Source organism: Clostridium tagluense, from assembly GCF_003865095.1.
Classification (GTDB): domain Bacteria; phylum Bacillota; class Clostridia; order Clostridiales; family Clostridiaceae; genus Clostridium_AD; species Clostridium_AD tagluense.
This window is the reverse complement of sequence record NZ_BHYK01000010.1, coordinates 43,815-64,263: the sequence shown is the minus strand read 5'-3', so window position 1 is coordinate 64,263 and position 20,449 is coordinate 43,815. Positions and strand designations below refer to the sequence as shown.

Annotated in this window: 21 protein-coding genes and 2 pseudogenes; 4 read left to right on the top strand and 19 right to left on the bottom strand. The window is 29.8% G+C overall.

What is annotated here, in order from left to right:
* Positions 1 to 498: 498 nt before the first annotated feature.
* The 6 genes and pseudogenes from Ctaglu_RS10655 to Ctaglu_RS10630 all read right to left on the bottom strand — a co-directional run bounded on the left by Ctaglu_RS10655 (position 499) and on the right by Ctaglu_RS10630 (position 5,068).
* Positions 499 to 1,293 carry a sugar nucleotide-binding protein gene (locus Ctaglu_RS10655; RefSeq protein ID WP_125001175.1) on the bottom strand — a complete coding sequence of 265 codons (795 nt, stop codon included), beginning with the start codon at positions 1,291 to 1,293 and terminating at the stop codon, positions 499 to 501.
* Between the two features lie 51 nt (positions 1,294 to 1,344).
* A pseudogene (locus Ctaglu_RS26365) lies at positions 1,345 to 1,470 on the bottom strand (alpha/beta fold hydrolase); the annotation flags it as partial.
* An 86-nt stretch (positions 1,471 to 1,556) separates the two neighbouring features.
* Positions 1,557 to 2,144: a GNAT family N-acetyltransferase gene (locus Ctaglu_RS10645; RefSeq protein ID WP_125001172.1), complete on the bottom strand. Its 588-nt coding sequence runs from the start codon at positions 2,142 to 2,144 to the stop codon at positions 1,557 to 1,559.
* A gap of 361 nt (positions 2,145 to 2,505) precedes the next feature.
* The gene (locus Ctaglu_RS10640; RefSeq protein WP_125001169.1) at positions 2,506 to 3,144 is read right to left on the bottom strand and encodes a chloramphenicol acetyltransferase; all 639 of its coding nucleotides are present in this window, start codon (positions 3,142 to 3,144) and stop codon (positions 2,506 to 2,508) included.
* A 346-nt stretch (positions 3,145 to 3,490) separates the two neighbouring features.
* Positions 3,491 to 4,147 carry a DUF4352 domain-containing protein gene (locus Ctaglu_RS10635; protein WP_125001166.1) on the bottom strand — a complete coding sequence of 219 codons (657 nt, stop codon included), beginning with the start codon at positions 4,145 to 4,147 and terminating at the stop codon, positions 3,491 to 3,493.
* 360 nt (positions 4,148 to 4,507) lie between these two features.
* Positions 4,508 to 5,068, bottom strand: coding sequence for a cysteine hydrolase family protein (locus Ctaglu_RS10630; RefSeq protein WP_125001163.1), 561 nt, complete (start codon positions 5,066 to 5,068; stop codon positions 4,508 to 4,510).
* 1,126 nt (positions 5,069 to 6,194) lie between these two features.
* Between Ctaglu_RS10630 and ltrA the strand changes: the two genes are divergently transcribed.
* The 3 genes from ltrA to Ctaglu_RS10615 all read left to right on the top strand — a co-directional run bounded on the left by ltrA (position 6,195) and on the right by Ctaglu_RS10615 (position 9,615).
* Positions 6,195 to 7,508 carry a group II intron reverse transcriptase/maturase gene (gene ltrA / locus Ctaglu_RS10625; protein WP_125001160.1) on the top strand — a complete coding sequence of 438 codons (1,314 nt, stop codon included), beginning with the start codon at positions 6,195 to 6,197 and terminating at the stop codon, positions 7,506 to 7,508.
* Between the two features lie 154 nt (positions 7,509 to 7,662).
* Positions 7,663 to 8,628, top strand: coding sequence for a phosphotransferase enzyme family protein (locus Ctaglu_RS10620; protein WP_125001158.1), 966 nt, complete (start codon positions 7,663 to 7,665; stop codon positions 8,626 to 8,628).
* Between the two features lie 297 nt (positions 8,629 to 8,925).
* Entirely contained in the window at positions 8,926 to 9,615 is a 690-nt protein-coding gene (locus tag Ctaglu_RS10615) for an HAD family hydrolase (RefSeq protein WP_125001155.1), read from the top strand.
* A 919-nt stretch (positions 9,616 to 10,534) separates the two neighbouring features.
* On the opposite strand, the pseudogene Ctaglu_RS10610 reads toward Ctaglu_RS10615, so the two are convergent.
* Positions 10,535 to 10,681 (bottom strand): annotated as a pseudogene (locus tag Ctaglu_RS10610) (YebC/PmpR family DNA-binding transcriptional regulator); the annotation flags it as partial.
* A 342-nt stretch (positions 10,682 to 11,023) separates the two neighbouring features.
* Between Ctaglu_RS10610 and Ctaglu_RS10605 the strand changes: the two are divergent.
* Positions 11,024 to 11,413: a cyclic-phosphate processing receiver domain-containing protein gene (locus Ctaglu_RS10605; RefSeq protein ID WP_125001152.1), complete on the top strand. Its 390-nt coding sequence runs from the start codon at positions 11,024 to 11,026 to the stop codon at positions 11,411 to 11,413.
* A 340-nt stretch (positions 11,414 to 11,753) separates the two neighbouring features.
* Here Ctaglu_RS10605 and Ctaglu_RS25150 read toward each other — a convergent pair whose 3' ends face one another.
* From Ctaglu_RS25150 to Ctaglu_RS25145, 12 genes are all read right to left on the bottom strand, one after another.
* Entirely contained in the window at positions 11,754 to 11,909 is a 156-nt protein-coding gene (locus Ctaglu_RS25150; protein ID WP_185732667.1) for a hypothetical protein, read from the bottom strand.
* Positions 11,910 to 12,055: 146 nt separating this feature from the next.
* Complete coding sequence (locus Ctaglu_RS10600) at positions 12,056 to 12,259, bottom strand: hypothetical protein (RefSeq protein WP_125001149.1); 204 nt, start codon at positions 12,257 to 12,259, stop codon at positions 12,056 to 12,058.
* A 276-nt stretch (positions 12,260 to 12,535) separates the two neighbouring features.
* Entirely contained in the window at positions 12,536 to 13,972 is a 1,437-nt protein-coding gene (locus tag Ctaglu_RS10595; RefSeq protein WP_125001146.1) for a hypothetical protein, read from the bottom strand.
* A gap of 12 nt (positions 13,973 to 13,984) precedes the next feature.
* On the bottom strand, positions 13,985 to 14,326 hold the full coding sequence (locus tag Ctaglu_RS10590) for a phage head-tail connector protein (RefSeq protein WP_125001143.1): 342 nt from the start codon (positions 14,324 to 14,326) through the stop codon (positions 13,985 to 13,987).
* Positions 14,327 to 14,329: 3 nt separating this feature from the next.
* A complete protein-coding gene (locus Ctaglu_RS10585) occupies positions 14,330 to 14,569 on the bottom strand; it encodes a hypothetical protein (RefSeq protein ID WP_125001140.1) in 240 nt (79 codons plus the stop codon).
* A 69-nt stretch (positions 14,570 to 14,638) separates the two neighbouring features.
* Complete coding sequence (locus Ctaglu_RS10580; protein ID WP_125001137.1) at positions 14,639 to 15,484, bottom strand: major capsid protein; 846 nt, start codon at positions 15,482 to 15,484, stop codon at positions 14,639 to 14,641.
* Between the two features lie 125 nt (positions 15,485 to 15,609).
* A complete protein-coding gene (locus Ctaglu_RS10575) occupies positions 15,610 to 16,272 on the bottom strand; it encodes a DUF4355 domain-containing protein (RefSeq protein WP_125001134.1) in 663 nt (220 codons plus the stop codon).
* A 58-nt stretch (positions 16,273 to 16,330) separates the two neighbouring features.
* On the bottom strand, positions 16,331 to 17,113 hold the full coding sequence (locus tag Ctaglu_RS10570) for a minor capsid protein (protein WP_125001131.1): 783 nt from the start codon (positions 17,111 to 17,113) through the stop codon (positions 16,331 to 16,333).
* The gene (locus Ctaglu_RS10565) at positions 17,103 to 18,503 is read right to left on the bottom strand and encodes a phage portal protein (protein ID WP_125001128.1); all 1,401 of its coding nucleotides are present in this window, start codon (positions 18,501 to 18,503) and stop codon (positions 17,103 to 17,105) included. The genes Ctaglu_RS10570 and Ctaglu_RS10565 overlap by 11 nt, the downstream gene beginning before the upstream one ends.
* A 24-nt stretch (positions 18,504 to 18,527) precedes the next feature.
* Positions 18,528 to 18,848 (bottom strand): hypothetical protein, encoded by a 321-nt coding sequence (locus tag Ctaglu_RS10560; protein WP_207669465.1) that lies wholly within the window; start codon positions 18,846 to 18,848, stop codon positions 18,528 to 18,530.
* 37 nt (positions 18,849 to 18,885) lie between these two features.
* Positions 18,886 to 20,223 carry a hypothetical protein gene (locus Ctaglu_RS10555; RefSeq protein ID WP_125001121.1) on the bottom strand — a complete coding sequence of 446 codons (1,338 nt, stop codon included), beginning with the start codon at positions 20,221 to 20,223 and terminating at the stop codon, positions 18,886 to 18,888.
* Positions 20,213 to 20,386, bottom strand: coding sequence for a hypothetical protein (locus tag Ctaglu_RS25145; RefSeq protein WP_185732666.1), 174 nt, complete (start codon positions 20,384 to 20,386; stop codon positions 20,213 to 20,215). The genes Ctaglu_RS10555 and Ctaglu_RS25145 overlap by 11 nt, the downstream gene beginning before the upstream one ends.
* Positions 20,387 to 20,449: the final 63 nt, after the last annotated feature.

Here is a 20,449-nt window from a genome sequence, read left to right as displayed (position 1 = left end):
AGAAATGTAGTATTGTCTTCATAAGTCTCATTATTATCTAAACCACCACCAATCAAAAAATAATCTGTTGGATTCAAGCCCATTTGTAGGTTCATATAAATTAAATAATTCCTTTAAATTTACAAGTTCAGTTACTTGTTATTAAATCTTAAGCACGTTAATTTTATAACATAATTTCCTAATTATCAATTATTCTTACAAATTGTAATAAATTTTTAATATTTTCTATGAATTGGATATAACAATATGTCCTTTTAGTGTCACCAACGTTGCAAGTGGCATCCTATTATATAATTTTATTACGATAGAAATTTAAATATAGTAAATATGAAAATCATTATGTGAAATATGAGATATGAGATATTGCAAAGGATACTATAGAATATCAGCGGACTCCGATAATAAGTTCAAAATAAAAGATGTTTTTAAAACTGGGATAGATTCATAGATTTGATTTACACAAATCTATGGATGTTCCACTTAACATTTAACAATTGTTCAAATATCTCTTACTAAAGTATTGAGTAAAAGTTTTCTTTTGTCGTTATTTATATTATGATATACCTCATCTTGTTTATAATCAGGTATTATAAAACTGTTATCAATATCCATTAATCTTGCTAAATGTATGTTGAAATCATAATGACTTACTGCCCTTTCTCCTGCTACATTTATGATTCCTGTAAAATTGCTATATGCAAGTTCAATTATAGCATCTGCGAGATCGCATACATTAACAAAACTGGCATACATATTTGCTGTTCTTGAATATCTTTTACCTGTTTTTAAAATTTCAAGTAGTCCTTTCATCCTAGAATCTATTTTGCCATCATAGTCATAACCATATATACTACCAGGCCTTACAATTACATAATTAGGATGCTTTCTAACTATACTTTCCCCTTCAATTTTACCGTTAATGTATTTTGAAAAGTACTCATCAGGCATACGTTTATGAGGAATTATATTTTCAGCCTGCTGCTTTCCTTCTCCAACTGTAGTGGAAACATAAATTAAGCGCACATCTTCTGAAATTCCATTAATTATCTCATTTATACCTATTTGTGATAAGGACATTTCTTTTTCTACATCATAAATGCTCCAAATAATTATATCTGGTTTAAATGAAAGTACTTTCTTTATATCTAACTTATTCAATACATTAATTTTTAAAAGTTCCTGATTACTAGAGTTGCAGCAAGTTCCATAAATATCATCATTACTACCTTCCTTGAGTTTCTTATATATTGTATTTCCTAAATACCCACTTGCTCCTACAATCAATATTTTCATACTTATACGTCCTCCTGTTTTTAAAATTCTTTATGACAAAATTTAAAAATACTATGACTCATCGACTCTTAGAATCCATTCAGTAACTAATGAATTAAATAGTTCTGCCTGTTCTATTTGCAAATTATGTCCTGCTCTATCCAATACAGCAAAAGTTGCTCTTGGATAGTTGTCTAAACAACCCCTCTACTCTATCTTTCATTTTATGTACTATTCCTCTTGCTAAATATCCACCGTAGGATTAACCTGCACGTAAAAAACTCTCATTTGGAATGATTTTTTCTTCTTTCATCTGGTACATATTCTTCCTTTAATATTGAATAATATTTACAATCTACTAGTGAACCAGTATTAATCTTATGTATCTTTCTTAAAGTACCTTCATATTTTAAAGCACACTTTTCCATAACTCGTCCAGAGGCTATATTATCAACATTATGACGTCCGGTTATACGTTCAAACCCTACTTCTTTAAAGGCAAAATTAATGACCGCAGAAAAAGCTTCAGTTGTTATCCCTTTGTTCCAAAAGGCCTTACCTATGCAATACCCAATCTCACAGTTTTCAATATTATTGTCTATATTCATAAGTCCAATAGAACCAACTACACTTCCATTATCCTTTATTTCTATTGCCCAATTATAATTTTCTTGGCTACTATATTCATCAATCCACATTTTAAGTAGTTTTTTACTTACTTCAATGTCACTGTGAGTTTGCCAAGAGACATATCTGGTAACCTCATTATCAGATGCCCAATTATTAAACATATCTGCAGCATCTTCCTCTTTAAACTGTCTTAATATAAGTCTTTGAGTTTCTATTATTTTTGTTCCAGTATGTTTTAACATGAAAAATACCCCCTAAAAATTCATAATGTGATTAATATAAATTATCTGAGTCTTATATGACGACTTCTACCTAGCTATATATAAATTATAGCATGCTATACATATTTTAACATCACCATATTCCTATAATAATACATATTATTACTTTATTTATGCTCCATTAGATAATATTGGTGATATGGCGATATAAAAAACGACTCATCCATTTAAGATAAGTCGTTTGATGTATAAGAAAATGTACCGTATTATGAATTTTTTTAATTATTTTACTCAGATATTTTTAAAGCCATTATATAATATGCCTAATATCTTGCTCTGTTGGATTATCAGTCATTGTATATTTCATACAAGCACTCTCCTTTCAATGAAAATACTTTACGGGATTATCTAAAATTTCTTGAATTTTATTAAAGTATTGCCCAACATGTACGCCATCTACTAGTGAGTGATGTACTTGAACAGATAGTGGTAACTTTATCCTTCCATTTTCCTCGAAGTACTTACCCCATGCTATCATTGGGACACTCTCAACAGGCTTCATTTGAATTGGGTGAGTTATACTGGTAAATGAAACCCATGGAATACTTGTAGTATATAAGAGGTCATCGCGACCTGGTTCATTTCCGATACTTACATTATTTTTTGTTCTTTCTATTTCATTTGATGTATTAATCTTAAATTCTTTAAATTCATCTATAAATTTAACTGTACAAAAACTAAATACTTCATTTGAAGCCATTACTGTAAAAGAAGGACTAACAATTTCATGTTCAACTATTTTATCTTCTCTTATCCTATAACGAAATTCCTTTATGCTATTTGCTGCTTTTGTAACAACATACAAAATTGATATGAAAAACGGATTCTCTTTTTCCTTAATAAATCTATAAAACTCTGTAATATCAACATTCCCACAAATATTAAAATGAGGGTAATCAAGTTGTTTAAAATAATTGTAATGATTTTTTCTTTCCCAATTTTCTATATCTATAAACTTCATCTGTATATCACTCTCCCTCAAAATTTTTCTAACCAAACTTCATCATAAAATACAAGTTTGACATATCCCATCTATGTCATTCATAATTGAGATTAATAACTTAATTAAGGTATAATACCAAATCTAACAATAATTAAAATAGAACATATAAATAAAACTATATTTCCTCCAAAGCCTACTTTAGATAAAATTCTAATTTCATTTAGCTGACTCTCACTACCAATTTTATCATATGTATCAACATTAAACCATATATTCAATTATCTAAGCAATAAAATGATACAAAATAAAGGCTCAATATATTTCTACATTAAGCCTTTTAATTTGATTTATAGATTTTACTAATTTAGTTCAGTTTAACAATTACTTGCCCTGATGAGAATAAACTTGCATCAAATACTAGTTCTAATCCCTTTGTACCTTTTGGCACTTCTACAACATATGCCCCACTTATTTTTCTTCCTACGCCAATACTTCCATCTAATTGACCAGCTTTTGCTACAACCATTCCTGTTATAGACATTTCATAGGCTCTTCCATCTTTATCTACAACTTTAAACATCATAACAGAAGATATTGCTTGTTCTTTTTGGGATATATTTTCTACCGTGCAATCTACTGCAAAGAACTCATTACCTTCTGCTGGTTTGGTATACTCATCGCCTTTTACAATAGATACTTTATTAACTTTAACTTGTAAATTTGTTAATTTTACAGTATCACCAACTTTAAATGCTTTAGCTTCTTTGGATTTTGTTTCTGTAGCCACTGCCTTTTCAGCCACCGCTGTACTTGTTTTAACGGCTGTATCATTTGGTTTTACTAATGTAGGTTTATCACGTCCTGCCACTCCTATGCCTGCTAATAATACTACTGCACAAATTCCAGTCAAAAACTTATGTTTAGAAAAGAAGTTTCTTTGGTCTTTGCCACAGTGAACACATTTATTAACACCCTTTGCTATCTCTTTGTTACATGCCTTACAATTTAAAATTTTACTCATTAATATTTTCCTCCTTAAACTTTGTTGTAATTACATTGTACCAAAATTATACATTAAATACATTATATATAATAGTCTTATTTTTTATATTTGTGAAATATATCTCACACACATTTTAAATATTTTTTTCCATAGGCCTATTTGTAAAAATCTTTTATTAATTCCCACTCATCTTTTTCTAAACTAGCATTACTTATATCTAATTTACTCGCATAGAAATAAAAATGTTTTTCATTTAATAATCCACATAATAATTAGCCCCTAAAATAACATATATTATAGCAAACAAAGTAGCAGGAGTTATAATAACTCCTGCTACTTATTTTTATTAATTCATTCGCTTTGTAAAAATATTATATACTATATACTCATAAGTAATTTCTTTATTTCTTCATTAGTCAGTATTGATTGCTCCTGTTCTTCTTCAATAACTTGGAACATCGCTTCTTCTTGATTTTTTATATGACTAAATGACGCTTCTCTTGCCAGTATTACATTAAAATCTCTTTCATAGGCATCAACGGCTGTTCTGCCGACACATCCATGAGTAAACACACCACCTAAAATCAAAGTGTCAATATTCTGTTCCATTAACTTTTCTTCAAAATAAGTTCTTATGAAAGTGCTTTGTCTTGTCTTGACAATAACTTCTTGCGTGTTATCAAATTTTATTTCAGGTAATAATTCAGATTCCTTACTGCCTTCAAGTAATGCTACAAAATTATGTTTTTTCATAACAATATTCCAAGTAGACTTATCATTTTTATGTATAGTTAAAACCTGATATATTGGAATGTTCTTCTCTTTCGCAACGTCTATAAGTTCATTTATGGATAGAATAAGTTCTGGTAGTTTTACTCTTCTTGCCTCATTTCTAAAAAACCAAAGTTGCATATCAATTATTACTAATGCTGGTTTCAATTCAATCCCTCCATATATGTATTAAATTAAACTGTGTTGGCTATTATTTAAATTGTTAGTGTGACGCAATAATTTTTTTTCTTTCCGTTAAAGATTCTTTCCTCTCTTGTTTCTCGCACATACATCCATAATCCCCAACATCTTTTTCCTTGTAATTCATGTAGGGCTTTGGACAATGTTATGACATGGATATATTTAGTAAAATTGCTTATTACATATACATCAAAAACAGAGGGTTTTCTTACAGGCTATTGTATAATGTAGATAAAAACGCTTCCGCTATAAGAGTAATATGCTTCTTCCATAAATTGCATTAAATTAATACCCTGAAGCTACATTGCGATAGTGTTGTGATTAAATAAGTTGTTTCTATCCTAAGAAGTTAAAAATAATTGGTCTTTAGCGAACATTATAAAAAAAGACGACGTACCTATTGGAAATGAAAGTATAAACAATATTCTTTGAAAACTTAACGATACGGTATTTTAAAATGAAAAAATTTACTATTATAGAAATATAAATATGTATAAATATGTATAATATGCTATAATTTTTATAGAGTGCGAGCTGCGAAGCAGCACGCAAATGCGTGTTGTTTCCTCTTGGGAATGGAAGTAGTTCTATTTCCATTAGTAAGTTATTAACATATAGTAGGGAAATCCTACTAGGTAAGGTCTAACCAACTACCTATACCTAGTCCTTGGAGTCGAAATGGTAACATTAGATTTAAGCGTAGGGCGGGGAGCAAACGAGCCGAAACGAAAGTGAAGCTGTTGAGCCACGAAATGATTATCTAAATGAAGAGGTCGATACTGTTTTATAAGTAGCAGGCAATATTATATAAATCGTAATGGTGAGATTTGTATAACTCTTCCGGGGTCCTAGGGCTTGGCGAGTTTGATGATAAGTATGTTACTAGAACAGCTGAGGTCCTATAATATCTGAAAAAAAAAAAAATCAGTATGCGAAGTCAAGCAAGGGAACGAGCAAGATGAGCAAATGTATTATAGGAAGTCCGACTAACTCATAGTACCATAGAAGCCTGTGAAAGCAGATGGAGGGAAGGGGTTAGCACAACATAGCTTCAAGTAAACGGAGAGTTTTACAGACAGGAGAGCTGAAGAATATGATTAACGAGTTACTTGGAATACAATACAATATAGAAAAAGCTAGACTTGATGGAAAGGTTCAAAACATTGCTTCATACATTAACGAAAATACGCTGAAAGCTATTCATAAGAAAATGAATGGAAAGAAAGCAAAAGGAATTGATGGCGTAGCAAAGGAGGATTATTCTGTAAACTTAGAAGCGAACGTAGAAGATTTGGTAAAACGAATGAAAAGCGGAAGCTACAAGCCAGAATCTACAAGGAGAGTGTATATTCCAAAGGATGGAAGTAACAAAATGAGGCCGTTAGGTATATCATGCTATGATGATAAATTAGTTGAGAATAATATATCGCAGATATTGACTATGATATATGAGCCAAAGTTCTTTAATGAATCCTTTGGATTCAGACCAAACAGAAATTGTCATCAGGCGGTCAAAGAAATCATAGAAAATGTTCAGTACCATAAAGTAAATTACATTGTGGAAGCTGATATAAGAGGTTTTTTTGATAACGTAGACCATGATTGGTTAATAAAATTTCTAGAACATGATATAGCAGATAAGAAGTTCATAGAAATAATAAAGAAGTTCTTAAAAGCTGGAATCATGGAAGATGGAAACTTTTTGGAAAGTGAGCAAGGTACCCCTCAAGGAAATGGAGCTTCACCGGTTCTTGCAAATATATATTTGCATTACGTACTGGATTATTGGTTTGATGTTAAAGTAAAACGCCAGTGTAATGGTGAAGCATATTTAGTAAGATATTGCGATGATTTTGTATGTTGCTTTCAAAACAAATGGGAAGCGGAAGAATTTTATCAAAGGCTAATAGAGAGATTCAAGAAGTTTGGGTTAGAACTAGCCTTAGATAAAACCAAGATATTGGAATTCGGGAGGTTTGCCAGGCAAAACAGGACAAAACGAGGATTGTGTAAACCCGAAACTTTCGACTTTCTAGGATTTACATTTTACTGTAGTTTAAATGGTAATAAGAGATTCTTTCGCTGTAAGGTTAAGACTAGTAAGAAGAAATTTAGAAGCAAAGTCAAGACAGTGAAGGAATGGGTTAAGAATAACCGAATAATACCTTTAGGTGAATTGTTTAAGAAAATTAATGAGAAACTTAGGGGACATTACCAGTATTATGGAGTTACGGATAATACAAAAGGTGTGAAAAGTTATCAAAATGTGGTCAAGTGGTTACTGTTTAAATGGCTTAATAGAAGAAGCCAAAGAAGAAGTTACACACTGGATACATTCTATAATGGTTTGCTGAAAACTTTTCCGTTATTAGAGCCAACTATAAAAGTGAGTTTATTCTATAGGTAATTGAAATATGATGTGAAGAGCCGTATGCCTTAATAGGGCACGTACGGTTCTGTCGAGGAGCATAGGCGGAAACGCCTTTGTTTACTCAAGGTTAGGTCGGAGTTGTAATTTTATACGAAGTAGAAAATTTATATTTTGTTTAGGAGGTTATTGAATGGAAGATAAAATTATAGCTGATTTGAAAGAAAGTTATGGGATAACTTTTAATCAAATTACTCCGGTAACAGGTGGATTGCTGAATCATGAATGTAAGGTTTCAACTGAAAAAGGCGAATTATTGGTCAAACAATACAGCACTAAGCGGTTCAGCAGTAGACAATTGAAAGAAATTGAGTCTGCGTTGCAGCGGCAGATTATCCTTGAAAAAAGCAGCGTTCCTTGTCCGTTTCTCTGGCAGTGCGGAGACCGTGTAATTCGTTGGCTGGATGACAAAACAGCCTATATGGTCATGGATTTCCGCTCGGGAAAGACAGAAAACCCAGACACAATCACAATAACGCAAATGCGCAGTCTCGGAAGCACCTGCGCGGTAATGCACAAAGCGTTTTCACAATTACTGGAGCCTTCAGTCAAGAACCTACCCGTTTTTGGCGGTTATACGATGGATTTATTATGGGAAAACTTTAACTCCCGTATGACGAAATGCTCGCCATACGCTCATGTTGAATATCGGAAAGCTTTGCTTGCGCTGGAGCCGATTTTGAAGCAGCTTAGCACCGATTTTTTTGATAAGTTTCCCAAAGGATTCGCTCATGAGGATTTTCAGCCCGGCAATATCCTGTTTGATGTGGATCGCATATCCGCTGTCGTTGATTTTGACCGTAATTGCTACAGCTATATTTGGCATGATATAGGAAGAGCGATACTGTCTTTTGCGTTGGAAGGCAATATAATGAACGTCGAAAAGGTATGCGCTTTCCTTGAAGGCTATTCACAGCATTCAGCGTTGACTTTAACTAATATAGCGGACGCTTTGCGGCTTTCGTGGTGTATTGAAATACCGTGGTGGATACAGCCAGAATTTTTTGGAGAATGTGACAAAATCCCAAAGCGGTTCAAAGATGAAATGATTTGGCTGACGGAACACTGGTTTGAGATAGATTCAATATTATGTTCATAATAAGCATTATCTAATGTTGAGTTATTTCGCACTCTTCATATTTTATGTCATACTATACCAGCCACAAAATAAATAGTAGTTCGTTTTTGGGGTAGCATACGCAAAAATGATATTTCGTACGTTAAGTAAATTACAAGCCCATAAATGTAAATACTTTACTCGTTAAGTAACGCTAATAATAGTATAATTAAATAAATGTTTTGTGTCGCAACCGTAATCTAAAGCGAACCTAAAACATATAAATAAGGTGGAATTTATTATGAAAAATAAACAATTAAAAGTAGAGGAACAATTAATATGGATAAGGTGATATTTTGGGATTTTCAAGATACATTAGCATATAATGATTGGATGGTCAGTAAGGCATTATATAAAGTTCTTATTAAAAACCAGCCAAATACTAGCATAGGAATTGATGATTTTAAAAAGAAATCAATGCAGGGTTTTCCATGGCAAAATCATGAAAAGGAGTATTTACATTTAACAAATAGTAATGCATGGTGGAAACATGTTGAAAGTATTTTTTTAAATTGCTATAAAGAATTTAATATAAAAGAGCAAGAAGCAATTCAATATGCAAAGCAAGTGAGAGAAGAATTTATAAAAGTAGATGAATTCATTTTATATGAGGATACTATAGAAATGCTTAATTATTTCAAAGAAAAGGGATACTCAAATGTTATTCTATCTAATCATATTCCAGAACTACCAAGTATAGTAGAGGGTTTGGGATTATCAGCTTATTTAGTAGATTGTATATCTTCTGCTAATGTGGGGTATGAAAAACCTAATGCTAAAATATATGAGCATGCGTTAGAAAAATACAATAACCCTAAAGATGTTTGGATGATAGGAGATAGCATTGTATCAGATGTAAAGGGTCCAGAAAATGCTGGTATAAAGTGTGTTCTTGTAAGAAGTAAGATGGTGGATGGAATTAGATATCATTCCAAGGATTTATTGGGATTGAGAGAAATAATCAAATAGGTTTTTCCAACCTCTTCATCTTTTATAACTTGCTTGCACTGTCTTTCCTGTTAATACAGAGGTTATGTCCGCTGGCTACAGTAGCAAAAACAATGCTTGAACTAAGTAGGAGTACGACCAACGACTAATGTAAAAATAACCTCCTAGAAAACAGCATAAAAAAAGGCTATTGCCCTTAATAGATTGCGCACCATATTATAAGAATAATTCGACATAATTAGTATCTATCACATTTTTAAAAATATATTTCATAAACATCCACATAATGATACACTCTAAGCAGGGTATATAGAGGTGTAACTTATGGTTAAAAAGAAACTTTTGGTTAATTCAATTTCAAACCCATGTGTAATGTTTAACCATACTTTAATTTGAAATTACCACTCACCTTTAAGACGTATAATTCTAATATTGTGACACAACTATAAAAAACGAACAATTATTTAAAACACCGTATTATTCTGGTTATATAATTTTACGGTATTTTTTACATCATCTTTCACAATAGTGTACATTAAAGAGCAGATGATAATTCCCCTGCTCTTTTCATCTTCATTTCGGTAATTCAATCGGTAACAGTTCAGGTCTTATTATAGGATGAAAAGCTAGCAGAATCCCTATTATAACAAGCAGTACTGTAACTACCAGCATACCATAAGAAAATCCCTTTGTGCGTTTTTCATCTTCAATCATATATTCCTTTTTGCGAAAGAATGAATAAAAATTCTTTTAATAATCGTTCTAAAAACATAAAAAGACACCTCCTGTTTATTTTATTAAACAAAAAGTGTCCTTCAATGATGTTTGTCTTAAACAAAAATCATAATCATGCGTTTGTTGTAATCACGATTACATTTCTTATTAAGATTAACATCAATTAAATTGTCTGAATAATAGTAATATACGCATTTTATATAACTTATCCCACAAACTCCTCAGGGAACTCTGCATTATGATAGACATCCTGCACATCATCATCGTCTTCAAGCATATCTATAAGCCTTTGTACCTTAGCTGCGCCTTCTAAGCTAACAGGTGTCATATTATCTGGTATCATTGTAATCTCTTATTATATTAATATACCATCATGGAATACATACATAAACCATCATCTACCAGTAGTATACCATTATAAATACACCAAAATCAAGTGTTTCATGATGGTATACATTACGATATTTAAATTTCAAAATTCTCTACATTAATATACGTTTCGGCTTTAAGTTTAATTTTATTAATATACACACTTTTATAAACATTAATCTAAATACTCAAAAGGTCTAAATTTAACAAATAGCAAAGGTACGGCATTAGAAAAATAAATATTTACTGTCTTACTCAAAAATAGTAATATAGTGCTAAGGTAAGTTTAAATAGTGCTAATAAAAATTTGGGAGATTCAATTGTTATGAAAGAAAAAATAAATTTATATGTTGACGATTTACGTGATTGTCCCGAGGGGTTTGTAATTGCAAGAAATATAGCCCAAGCAAAATATTATCTTGAAAATTTTCAGATTGAAACCCTATCACTTGACCATGACCTAGGCGTTGATGAACAAGGAAATCTAATACCTACAGGATACGATTTAGTCAAATATATTTGTGAGAAAAGCTTAAGAGCAGAGAGAATATATCTCCACACTGATAATCCTGTCGGTAGAGACAATATGTATTATACTCTATTGGGTGCACAGAAAAGGGGTTTTATCGATGCTGACATTAAAATTTATTACTATGCAATAACTCAAAATAAATATTCTGATGAAGTTTATGAGAATAGTATTAAGTTAAAGTAATTAAACATGGGCTATAATTACAAAAAAGAAAAAAGGGTATAAGAAATTAATCCTATACCCTATATTTTATTTCTTATCATCTGTATTTTCATTTAAAAAGCCATATTTGAATAGAAAACAATGTCTTTGAGTGCTAATGTGAAAATAAATCTAGCTTAAATTAATTTATAAAGCTATATTATCACTTAATGCCATTGTGTTTTACTATATTTTTGATGTTTTAGTAGGATACTATGGCTTTGAGTTCTAATATTAAACATATTTTTTATGAATGATTATATTTTAAGTGTTTATGTAATATACAATGGTTTTGAATACTAATAAATGTTATATAACTATATTATTTAAAATCTATTAAAACCTTGTTCGTTCCCGATAAAACATCATCACACCATTTAATAGGCTCAACATCTTTTAATGCCTCACTTGTAGATATTATAGTGGGATTTTTGCTTTGTATAAAGTTATGTAGATTAAATGATTTTGAATTATTCATATGTCTACCTCCTCATTAATATATAATCCTATAATATACCTTTTATGTAAGTTGTGTCAATTGACGAGCACATTTATTATTACAAAAAAGAAAAAAAGGGTGTAAGAAATTAATCTATCACCCTATATGTATTCTCGCTTATCCATTTATTCTTTTATATCATTTTTTATAAGTATATCTACTTTGATATCCAAATTATCTACTTTACATTCTACAGTATGCATTCTTTCAAATAACGCAAGTTGTATTTTACCGTTTTCTGTAATAGCATCAGATGCTTTATTCAAGGCAATGGCAAATTCTTTATTTGCATCCATTAGTATTGTTTCTCTTGTATTACCCGCTTCCATTAAAACTTTTTCTCTGCTATTTCCGTCTTCCCTTGCTATTTTAGATCAATTATTTATATAATACCCAAGAGCAACAACACAAGCAATTGGAAATCCCAAAGTTGAAACTAAACTTTCTATATCCATTTCATTACCTCCCATTATTTATTATTTTTAGACATAATAAAAGACACCTAACTTAATTTATTAGGAATCTTTTGTTTGTAAATCTATATTATTAGCACTCAATGGCATTTAGTGATAATAAATATTCTATAGCTATATATTTCCCCCTAATTAATAATCCATTGCACCTTTAATTTCTATCTGTTTTATGGCTATTACACCATTTTCATTACAAGTTGCTACTAGATTAAGGTATCCTTTAATATTCGAATCATTTGCAATCATTTTATACCTTACATCACTTATAATAGTAAAGGAAGCTAGTAGTTTTTGCGGAGTAATTGTTGGGTTTTTATCAGATTGCTCCAAAGCAAAAGTAAATGTTTTATCTACAACATCAATACCCTTTTTATCAATCATTCTCCATGTTTTCGGGCTACCATAATTTATGTAATTAACGTCACTACCTTGGACTGCTACTATCTTATATGTTATTACTGGCTCAATACTAGCAACAGTTATAGTTACATTAAGTGTTACTTCTTCTCCCATATAGTTAATTATAATAGTTGTAGCCCCTTCTTTTATCCCAGTAACCAATCCAGTAGCATCTACTTTACAAATAGTATAATCTGTAACATTGTAATTTAATGTAGGCGAAGTTACTATTGTATTATTATTCTTACAAATTGCCATAATCTGAAATTTTTTATTTTGTATTATCTCAGTGTTATAAGTAGGTAATTCAATAGTAAAATCATCTCCAATGGATGTAGTAATTACGGGAGTTGTTTCGTTATGAGGTAATCCTAATTCAAAATTGTCTCCTTGGTTACTAAGCGTGCTTCGTAATCTAATATAAATAATTCCTTGTTCATCAAATATTATACTACTCACATTATCAATCCCTAATACACTCCAGACTGTTCCATTCAAAATAAATTCAAATCCTACCTTAATATATTTTATTTTATTTATCATAGTATATCCCACTTGACAACTTAATTCATTGTCTACTGTATTAAAATATTTACCTTCTGTTAGAGAAAGCGTGCCTTTATCTATAATGGCAGGAATGGAAATTACTCTATCTGTTCCATCTACTATAGCCTTATACCTAAGATTATTATTACATTTCCGCATTCTACCTCTATATTCAATTGCATTGCCATCCTTTGATATTTGGCTTGTTATAATCCATTTATGGCTCTGAAATTCCACCAAGTCTCCTGTTCTTATTTCAAAATTTGATAAAATTAACTTTTCGTCAAGTGTAGCAATTTGCTCAGTAGTTTCTTCAATTAATACTTTTTTATCTACATCATTTATCATAACATCTTTAAAATCGCAATAAAATAAATACACTTCCATATGGTCTGAGTATGTATCTGCCTTAATAATTTTATAGATTTTATTTTCAATCTTAAGATAAAAATTCTCTGAAATTAATGGCTCTATAGAATCTACAAATAGTAATTTGCTACATTTATAGGAGTAATCTTCTTTATCAATAGTGCTCGTATGGTCTTGTACATCACACTCAATAGACTTTAAAGGTGCATTAGCATAAGAGTTTCCTAGTATTTTTACTATGGTATCGTCAAACATTTTTACACCTCCTTAAAACATTACAATACTAGGTTTTGGTAGCATTGCTTTTATTTGTGACGGAATCCCATCTATAGAATCTTTATAAGTTACACTTCTTTTGCTCTCTGAATATTGCTTTATTCCTGTGGCTTTTTGATTTTTGTAATCATATTTTGCTAGTTCTATTATTGCGTTGAAATATTTTGTTTCAAATGCAAGTTTTTCTACTGCATCATTTGGAACATATAAATCTCTCAAATAATTAGATATTTTTATTTTACTATTTTCTAGTGTAAAATTTAATATTTCATCCTTTGATATATCTAATGTATCCATACCTAATAACATTTTTAACATTGTTAATATCTTCATTTCTTACTCACCTTCCTTTAAAGATTCTATTAATTCAACTTTTTTTATCCCATTATATTTAAGACCTTTTTCTTTTGCAATTGCTTGAATTTCTGCATAAGATAAAGTGTCATAATCCAATGCTGGCTTTGTCTCTTCAACTTTCTCAATTACCTTATAATCAATATCTTTTAAAAGTCTATTTTGATGTTCCTTATCTTGTATATCCCATTCTGTATTATTTTTTATATGTAAAAACCACATTTCTCTGCCTCCTTATTGAAAAAAATGGGGATACTTGGAGTTACCCAAATACCCCCTTATTTTTATGTATTATTTATATGATATCTCAAAAAGAACTGCATATTTAGCCATTACAAGTTTAGCACCTGAGATTATTTGTCCCATGGCAATATCCTTAAATCCAGTAGTAACTACACTACTATCTACTACTTTATCTTCACAAAATCCATTAACATGTGCAAAAGTTTTTCCTGCAACAAATGCTAAACATTCAAAAGAATCTTTAACAGATGAAACTTCTTTTATAGCTACATTGTTAGATTTTACTATTGTTAAGTTACCAACTTTTGTAACATAACCTAAAGGCATATCCTGTTCCTTAGCAGTTCTGATTATAGTATCTTTAGCTAAAAGTCCTGCAATCCTTGGAGGTAATACAACTATTCTACCCATTTGAGGTATTTCTAGTTCATCCATTTTAACATCTAAATCTATTAAGTAATCATAGATATTAGATTTATCTACGGAAGCTTTAGGGATTATATTTTCTTTTAAAACCTCAGTATATTTAGATAATACAAGCTTATCTGCTTCAAGAGCAATTTGTTGTCCTATATCTGTAAGCGTTTCAGCAAACATCCCAGTTGGCATACCCTCAGCTACATCCTTATGAGATATTTCGAACTTATAGTTTTTGTCTTGTTCTAGGGATATTGTAACAGTATTAGTATCTAGTCCATCTGCCTCTCTTGAAACTGGGCTAGTAGAAGTATCCTTAAGTGTAGCAGGAATTAAGATATTAACCTTTACAGATGTACCTTTTCCTTTAATATCTCCTTCATATTCTGTCGCACAGAATTGTCTTATTACAGATGCATCTCTTTGTGCCACCAAAATTTCTCTTGAAACTGTTTCTTGTATAAATTTGTTACTCATAAAATATTCCTCCTAATTGACGGTTACCATTTTGTAACTCCATCACGAAAATTCATTATCAAATATTAGTCATTTTGTTCTTTAAAGTCTTCAAAATTCTAAAAAAGACATAATAAAAGGACTAATTATTTATTTTTAATTAATCCCTGTTTCATACTTTCATATATTTGCTTTTTATTCTTTGCATACCAATCTAAATCATTCTTTTTAGCATTCCATTCCTCTTGGCTTATAGTCGATGTTGTAGTTGCAGTCGCATCTGAGGGTATATGTACATTACTACCAAACTTAGTTTTAATAGCTTCTTCTATATAAGATTTCATAGAATCCTCAAAAAGTGTTATATTTGCCTCTGTGACCGTTTCATCATCATCAATTAAGAAGTCCACCATATTACTAGGTATTTTCTTTTGTTGGAGAACATCTTTATATTTTGACATTTGCTCAGTTTTTGTTTTTGACTTCTCCATATCAGTAAATTTCTTCTCTAATTCTTGGATTTTTAATTCTTGTGGTGTTAATGATGGATTCTTTTTTAACATCTCAGCCTCTATTAATTTTTGCAAATTATTAGTCTTAAATGTTTCTATGCCTTTAGTAACTTTTGAATCTGAGTAAGAGTTTAAATATCCTTTACCCTCTTCATTAGTTTCTAAGAATGATTTAACCCCATTCATGTCTATTTTATTAAATCCACCAATGTAGTTTTTAACCTCTTCATTTTCTCCATTTGTTGTAAAATATTCTTGTATTTCTTGTAAATTTTCAATACTCATATTAATAACCATCCCTTCGTGTCCTCCATAGTCTCTAGTCCTAAAGAGTGCGTTTTTATTTTTTATTGTTTTAATCTATTGGTACTAAAATACAATGACAACTTGTATGTGTTGAAATTATTGGAATAGGGGCATCTTCTATATCAAATATTTCTTGGTCTAAATCAGCACATTCACCACATGTATTTTGTTCGAGTTGCGAAATCCATTGCACCCTACGGACTCCATTTTGTTTATATAATACGTCTGCTGTAGCATTGTAAACTCTTGCTATTTCATTATTAGTAAGTCTCATAGCTATTTTCATTTCTTTTTCAAATCTATCCTCTATTAAAGCCTTAGTATCTTCAATAGTTTTAGATTCTTTCAATGAATTTTTAATATCCTTATTTAACTTACTATTAAAAATAGTCTTATTATCTTTAATCCTTTGCAAGTTTGTTTTTCCACTAATTTTAAATCCTGTAGTAATCTTATTTATTTCTTCCTTACTCATATTTTTAAAGTCCTTAGAGTCCTTATTCAAAATATTATAAGTCTTACCATAAACTTCATCATTTACAAGATATAAAATTATTGGAAGTATATTTTTTTCCTGTTCATATAAACCATTGCTTATTTTAAATATAGTAGGCTCTATTTTCTTTAGTTCTCTATTGAGACTATTTGAAGTGATAACAAATTTACCATCCTTAGTATATTTCTTATATATTTTATTGATTTCATTAATTAACTCATTTTTATATATTTTATATTTAACTAATAATGGTGCAAGTTTCTTATTATATTTCATAGAAAAAACAAAAAGAGTCAGCAACTTGTTCTCTAACTCCTTTTGTTTTTTATTCTTCATTTGTATCCTCTGTATCCTCTATATTTCCATCAACTATTATGTCGTCTAATATATCACCATTTTCCAAATTTATTAATATTCTTCTTTCTTCAAGATACTTCTCAAAAGTTAACTGAGGATTGTCTACGAAAGGACATAAAGAATATAACGTTGTTAATGGGAATTTATCACTAACTTTTGAAATAAAATCTCCTAAAACAATTATGTCGATTGGGACATTCATTGTAGTTTTGATATTTACATCAAGATAATTATATTGAGTATTATTAACTAAACTATCAAAATTATATATCAATCTAATTTCATTAGATATTGCATCTTGAAGTGAATTAGATAACTCTCCACAACGTTGTTCAAGCTGAATCAATCTATTCCTAAGATTAGAACCACTTGTATTGCTTGTAGTTTTCTCCTGTGAATTTATATGTCCAGTTTGCTGATATATTTGGTCTATACAAGTTTCAATAAGTGTTATGGCAAATTCCGAGTTAATATCTCTAGTAATAAACTTAACATCACCATCAGCAGGTATGCAGATTACACCACCTTCATTTATTTTTTCCTTATCCTCCTCTTTTATTTCAGCACCTTTAATTCCTAAAAAAGAAGTTCTAAAATCATTAGAAATATTGATATTATTTGATAAAGATATATTTAAATTATCATTAATTCTCTTTATCTTATCAAATATAGTTTTATCAATTTTACATATTGAAACTGGGACTTCTTTAAATAGATTTTCTACTTGGTCTATTAATTCAAAATCTTTTAAACTATATTCATTAACTTTAATAGTTTTAGTATCCTTTTCTAAGACCTTATAAGTTGTAATAGAATCCCTAGTATATACATCTATATATTTGCTGTCATCAAAAAAGTTCTTACTATATACATAGAAAAAATATTCTATTTCATCAAAATCATTTTTAATAATGAATGCATTCGTAGGATTATATATTTTTGATTTTAATGTATATCCGCCTAGCGGATTCACAACATAATATAATAATTTATATGCTTCTCCATATATACCAACTTGTTTTAATAAGTCTGAATAACAATTCTTACTAAATCCTTTTATGTACTGATATAAAGCTTCTATATGTATAGTCTCTTTTGTAGAACTTGTAAAGCAAATAGGATTAGAAGCTACATATGCACTCTCTAAATCTACAAATTTTTGGATGTAATTACTAATTATTATTTCATTACTTCGTGTTTTACCCTTTAAAATATTATAATCTGTTAATATGTCATGCTTAGAGTTATAATATCTCTGTTTCTTTGCATACTCAAATTCTGGTGCAGTTTGTATTTTGTTAAAAACATCAAACATTTTATTTAACATTGTATCGTCTAATACTATGGTATTTGTTGTTACTTCGGTCATTTAGTATCACGCTCCTTTTTAAGTTTAAAAGTAGAATCCTGTATCAAATTTTAGGTATTGAGTTGTTTTTATTTCTAAAAGTCTTTGGACAACATCAGCCAATGCATCGGGAAAATCGTCATGTATGGAAAATTCTCCACAGTATTCCTTTAGTTGTTCAATAGCTTCTTCATCATCTTCGCAAAATATAACTTGTCCTAAGTTAACTGCTCCTACGCAAGTATCTATACGATTAAACTTGTTCTTTGTTCTATGCTCATTTATAAATGTTAATCTTCTATTACATAATTCTTTATCTTTACTTATCAACTCTTGTAATTTAATTACATCAGCACCACTATACACATTTTTTTCTATAGCAATATGTGTAATATCCTTATATTCACGCAATAAAAAAAAGAGTATGTTTTATATAATCATCATACTCAAAGTCTTTAATTTCTCCTTTACGGATATAGGTTATATTATTACTTAGTCCTGCTAAAGCAAAAGCATAATAATCTTTCTTCTTACCCTTTCTTGCAGTACCACTCGGATCAATTGATAAACATATCTTACTAAACTTTTGTGCTTCAATATATTCTTTAGACTTTGTAATAATGGTTTGGAATCTTTTCTCGCCTATTGATGACAAATCATTTTGATACTCTTGAAAGAACCCTTGTTTATCCTCATAATAAAGTAAGGCAAAATCAAGACAATCCCAATATTCACACCATAACATAGGAAATTTCATCTCATTTATATGTTGGAAGTAAAACTCTTTTGCAGTATCTAGTCTATTATCATCTTTAGTGTTTGCTAATAATTTATAAAATTGCTCCCATAAATCACTGTGAAAATATTCATTAATTGCATTATTATCTAGTGGTAAAGCCTTTTCTATTCTACTCTTCCATGTTGCTGATTTAATTAGTCTACTATAGAAGCATGTATCCCTTTGTATTGTTCCAACTCCTAATATAGTAGAATTATTCTTTTGCATAGCATTTTTAGCATCTTCATTAAATATCTTCCATTTCTTTTCTGTAGCTTCTTCTGTGTTAGTTTCATCTGATTTTTGATAATCGTCAAGGATTAAAAGTTCTATTCTTGAAGTATTATAGTTCTTACCTCTAATAGCTCCACTGGCTGATATACTTTGTATCATTGTTCTATTAGTAAATTCTATTTTTTCACTATTGCATATGTATTTTTTACTATCAATTAACTTTCCAAATGCTGATTCTATTTTTTTATTATCAATTATTGCATTCTTAATATTCTTTAGAAATTCATCTGCTGTGTCACCTACTGCTGAAGCTATGACAGTATATTTTTTATATTGATAACAATGGCACCATATTGCTAAAGGTGTTGAAATACATGTGGTCTTGCCAAAACCTCTTGGACAAACGTAATTTCGTTGAGTATAATCTTTTTTAAGAATCATATCTTGAATTTCTTGCCATATTTGAAAATGCGTTTCTGATAAAGGAGATTTCCCTTCACCACAATAAATATTAGATAAAAAATATAAACAAAAATATTCTAAATCCTGTTTACCTACTAACCATGCTAACCCTTTAAATTCAAATATATTTGATTCATTATCTATAGTTTTCTGTGCTATTTTTAAAGATTCTTTATAGTTTAATCCCTCTTTTTCATACATTTTAGTAAGATGCTTTTCTAGTAGTTGTAGGTCTAATAACTGTTGTTCTAGCTGATTATCTGCCATAGACAACACCCTCCTTTGCTGAAATTATTGAATGTTTCTGTTGTAATTGTTCTAACTCTATTAAAAATTTATTGAGTGCAGCGTGATTTATATTTTTGTTATCTACTTTTATAGTTATTAGTGTTTGTGCTGTAGTATCATTGTTAATTATTGTGTTGTCCATTAATATTATCCTCTCCTTTTATATTTAATTGATTATTAAAATGCTTTTCTATTTGTATTATTT

Coding starts and splice junctions, on each gene's coding strand:
- Ctaglu_RS10655 (WP_125001175.1), bottom strand. CDS start 1,293: ATGAAAATATTGATTGTAGGAGCAAGTGGGTATTTAGGAAATACAATA.
- Ctaglu_RS10645 (WP_125001172.1), bottom strand. CDS start 2,144: ATGTTAAAACATACTGGAACAAAAATAATAGAAACTCAAAGACTTATA.
- Ctaglu_RS10640 (WP_125001169.1), bottom strand. CDS start 3,144: ATGAAGTTTATAGATATAGAAAATTGGGAAAGAAAAAATCATTACAAT.
- Ctaglu_RS10635 (WP_125001166.1), bottom strand. CDS start 4,147: ATGAGTAAAATTTTAAATTGTAAGGCATGTAACAAAGAGATAGCAAAG.
- ltrA (WP_125001160.1), top strand. CDS start 6,195: ATGATTAACGAGTTACTTGGAATACAATACAATATAGAAAAAGCTAGA.
- Ctaglu_RS10620 (WP_125001158.1), top strand. CDS start 7,663: ATGGAAGATAAAATTATAGCTGATTTGAAAGAAAGTTATGGGATAACT.
- Ctaglu_RS10615 (WP_125001155.1), top strand. CDS start 8,926: ATGGATAAGGTGATATTTTGGGATTTTCAAGATACATTAGCATATAAT.
- Ctaglu_RS10605 (WP_125001152.1), top strand. CDS start 11,024: ATGAAAGAAAAAATAAATTTATATGTTGACGATTTACGTGATTGTCCC.
- Ctaglu_RS25150 (WP_185732667.1), bottom strand. CDS start 11,909: ATGAATAATTCAAAATCATTTAATCTACATAACTTTATACAAAGCAAA.
- Ctaglu_RS10600 (WP_125001149.1), bottom strand. CDS start 12,259: ATGGAAGCGGGTAATACAAGAGAAACAATACTAATGGATGCAAATAAA.
- Ctaglu_RS10595 (WP_125001146.1), bottom strand. CDS start 13,972: ATGTTTGACGATACCATAGTAAAAATACTAGGAAACTCTTATGCTAAT.
- Ctaglu_RS10590 (WP_125001143.1), bottom strand. CDS start 14,326: ATGAAGATATTAACAATGTTAAAAATGTTATTAGGTATGGATACATTA.
- Ctaglu_RS10585 (WP_125001140.1), bottom strand. CDS start 14,569: ATGTGGTTTTTACATATAAAAAATAATACAGAATGGGATATACAAGAT.
- Ctaglu_RS10580 (WP_125001137.1), bottom strand. CDS start 15,484: ATGAGTAACAAATTTATACAAGAAACAGTTTCAAGAGAAATTTTGGTG.
- Ctaglu_RS10575 (WP_125001134.1), bottom strand. CDS start 16,272: ATGGTTATTAATATGAGTATTGAAAATTTACAAGAAATACAAGAATAT.
- Ctaglu_RS10570 (WP_125001131.1), bottom strand. CDS start 17,113: ATGAAGAATAAAAAACAAAAGGAGTTAGAGAACAAGTTGCTGACTCTT.
- Ctaglu_RS10565 (WP_125001128.1), bottom strand. CDS start 18,503: ATGACCGAAGTAACAACAAATACCATAGTATTAGACGATACAATGTTA.
- Ctaglu_RS10555 (WP_125001121.1), bottom strand. CDS start 20,223: ATGGCAGATAATCAGCTAGAACAACAGTTATTAGACCTACAACTACTA.
- Ctaglu_RS25145 (WP_185732666.1), bottom strand. CDS start 20,386: ATGGACAACACAATAATTAACAATGATACTACAGCACAAACACTAATA.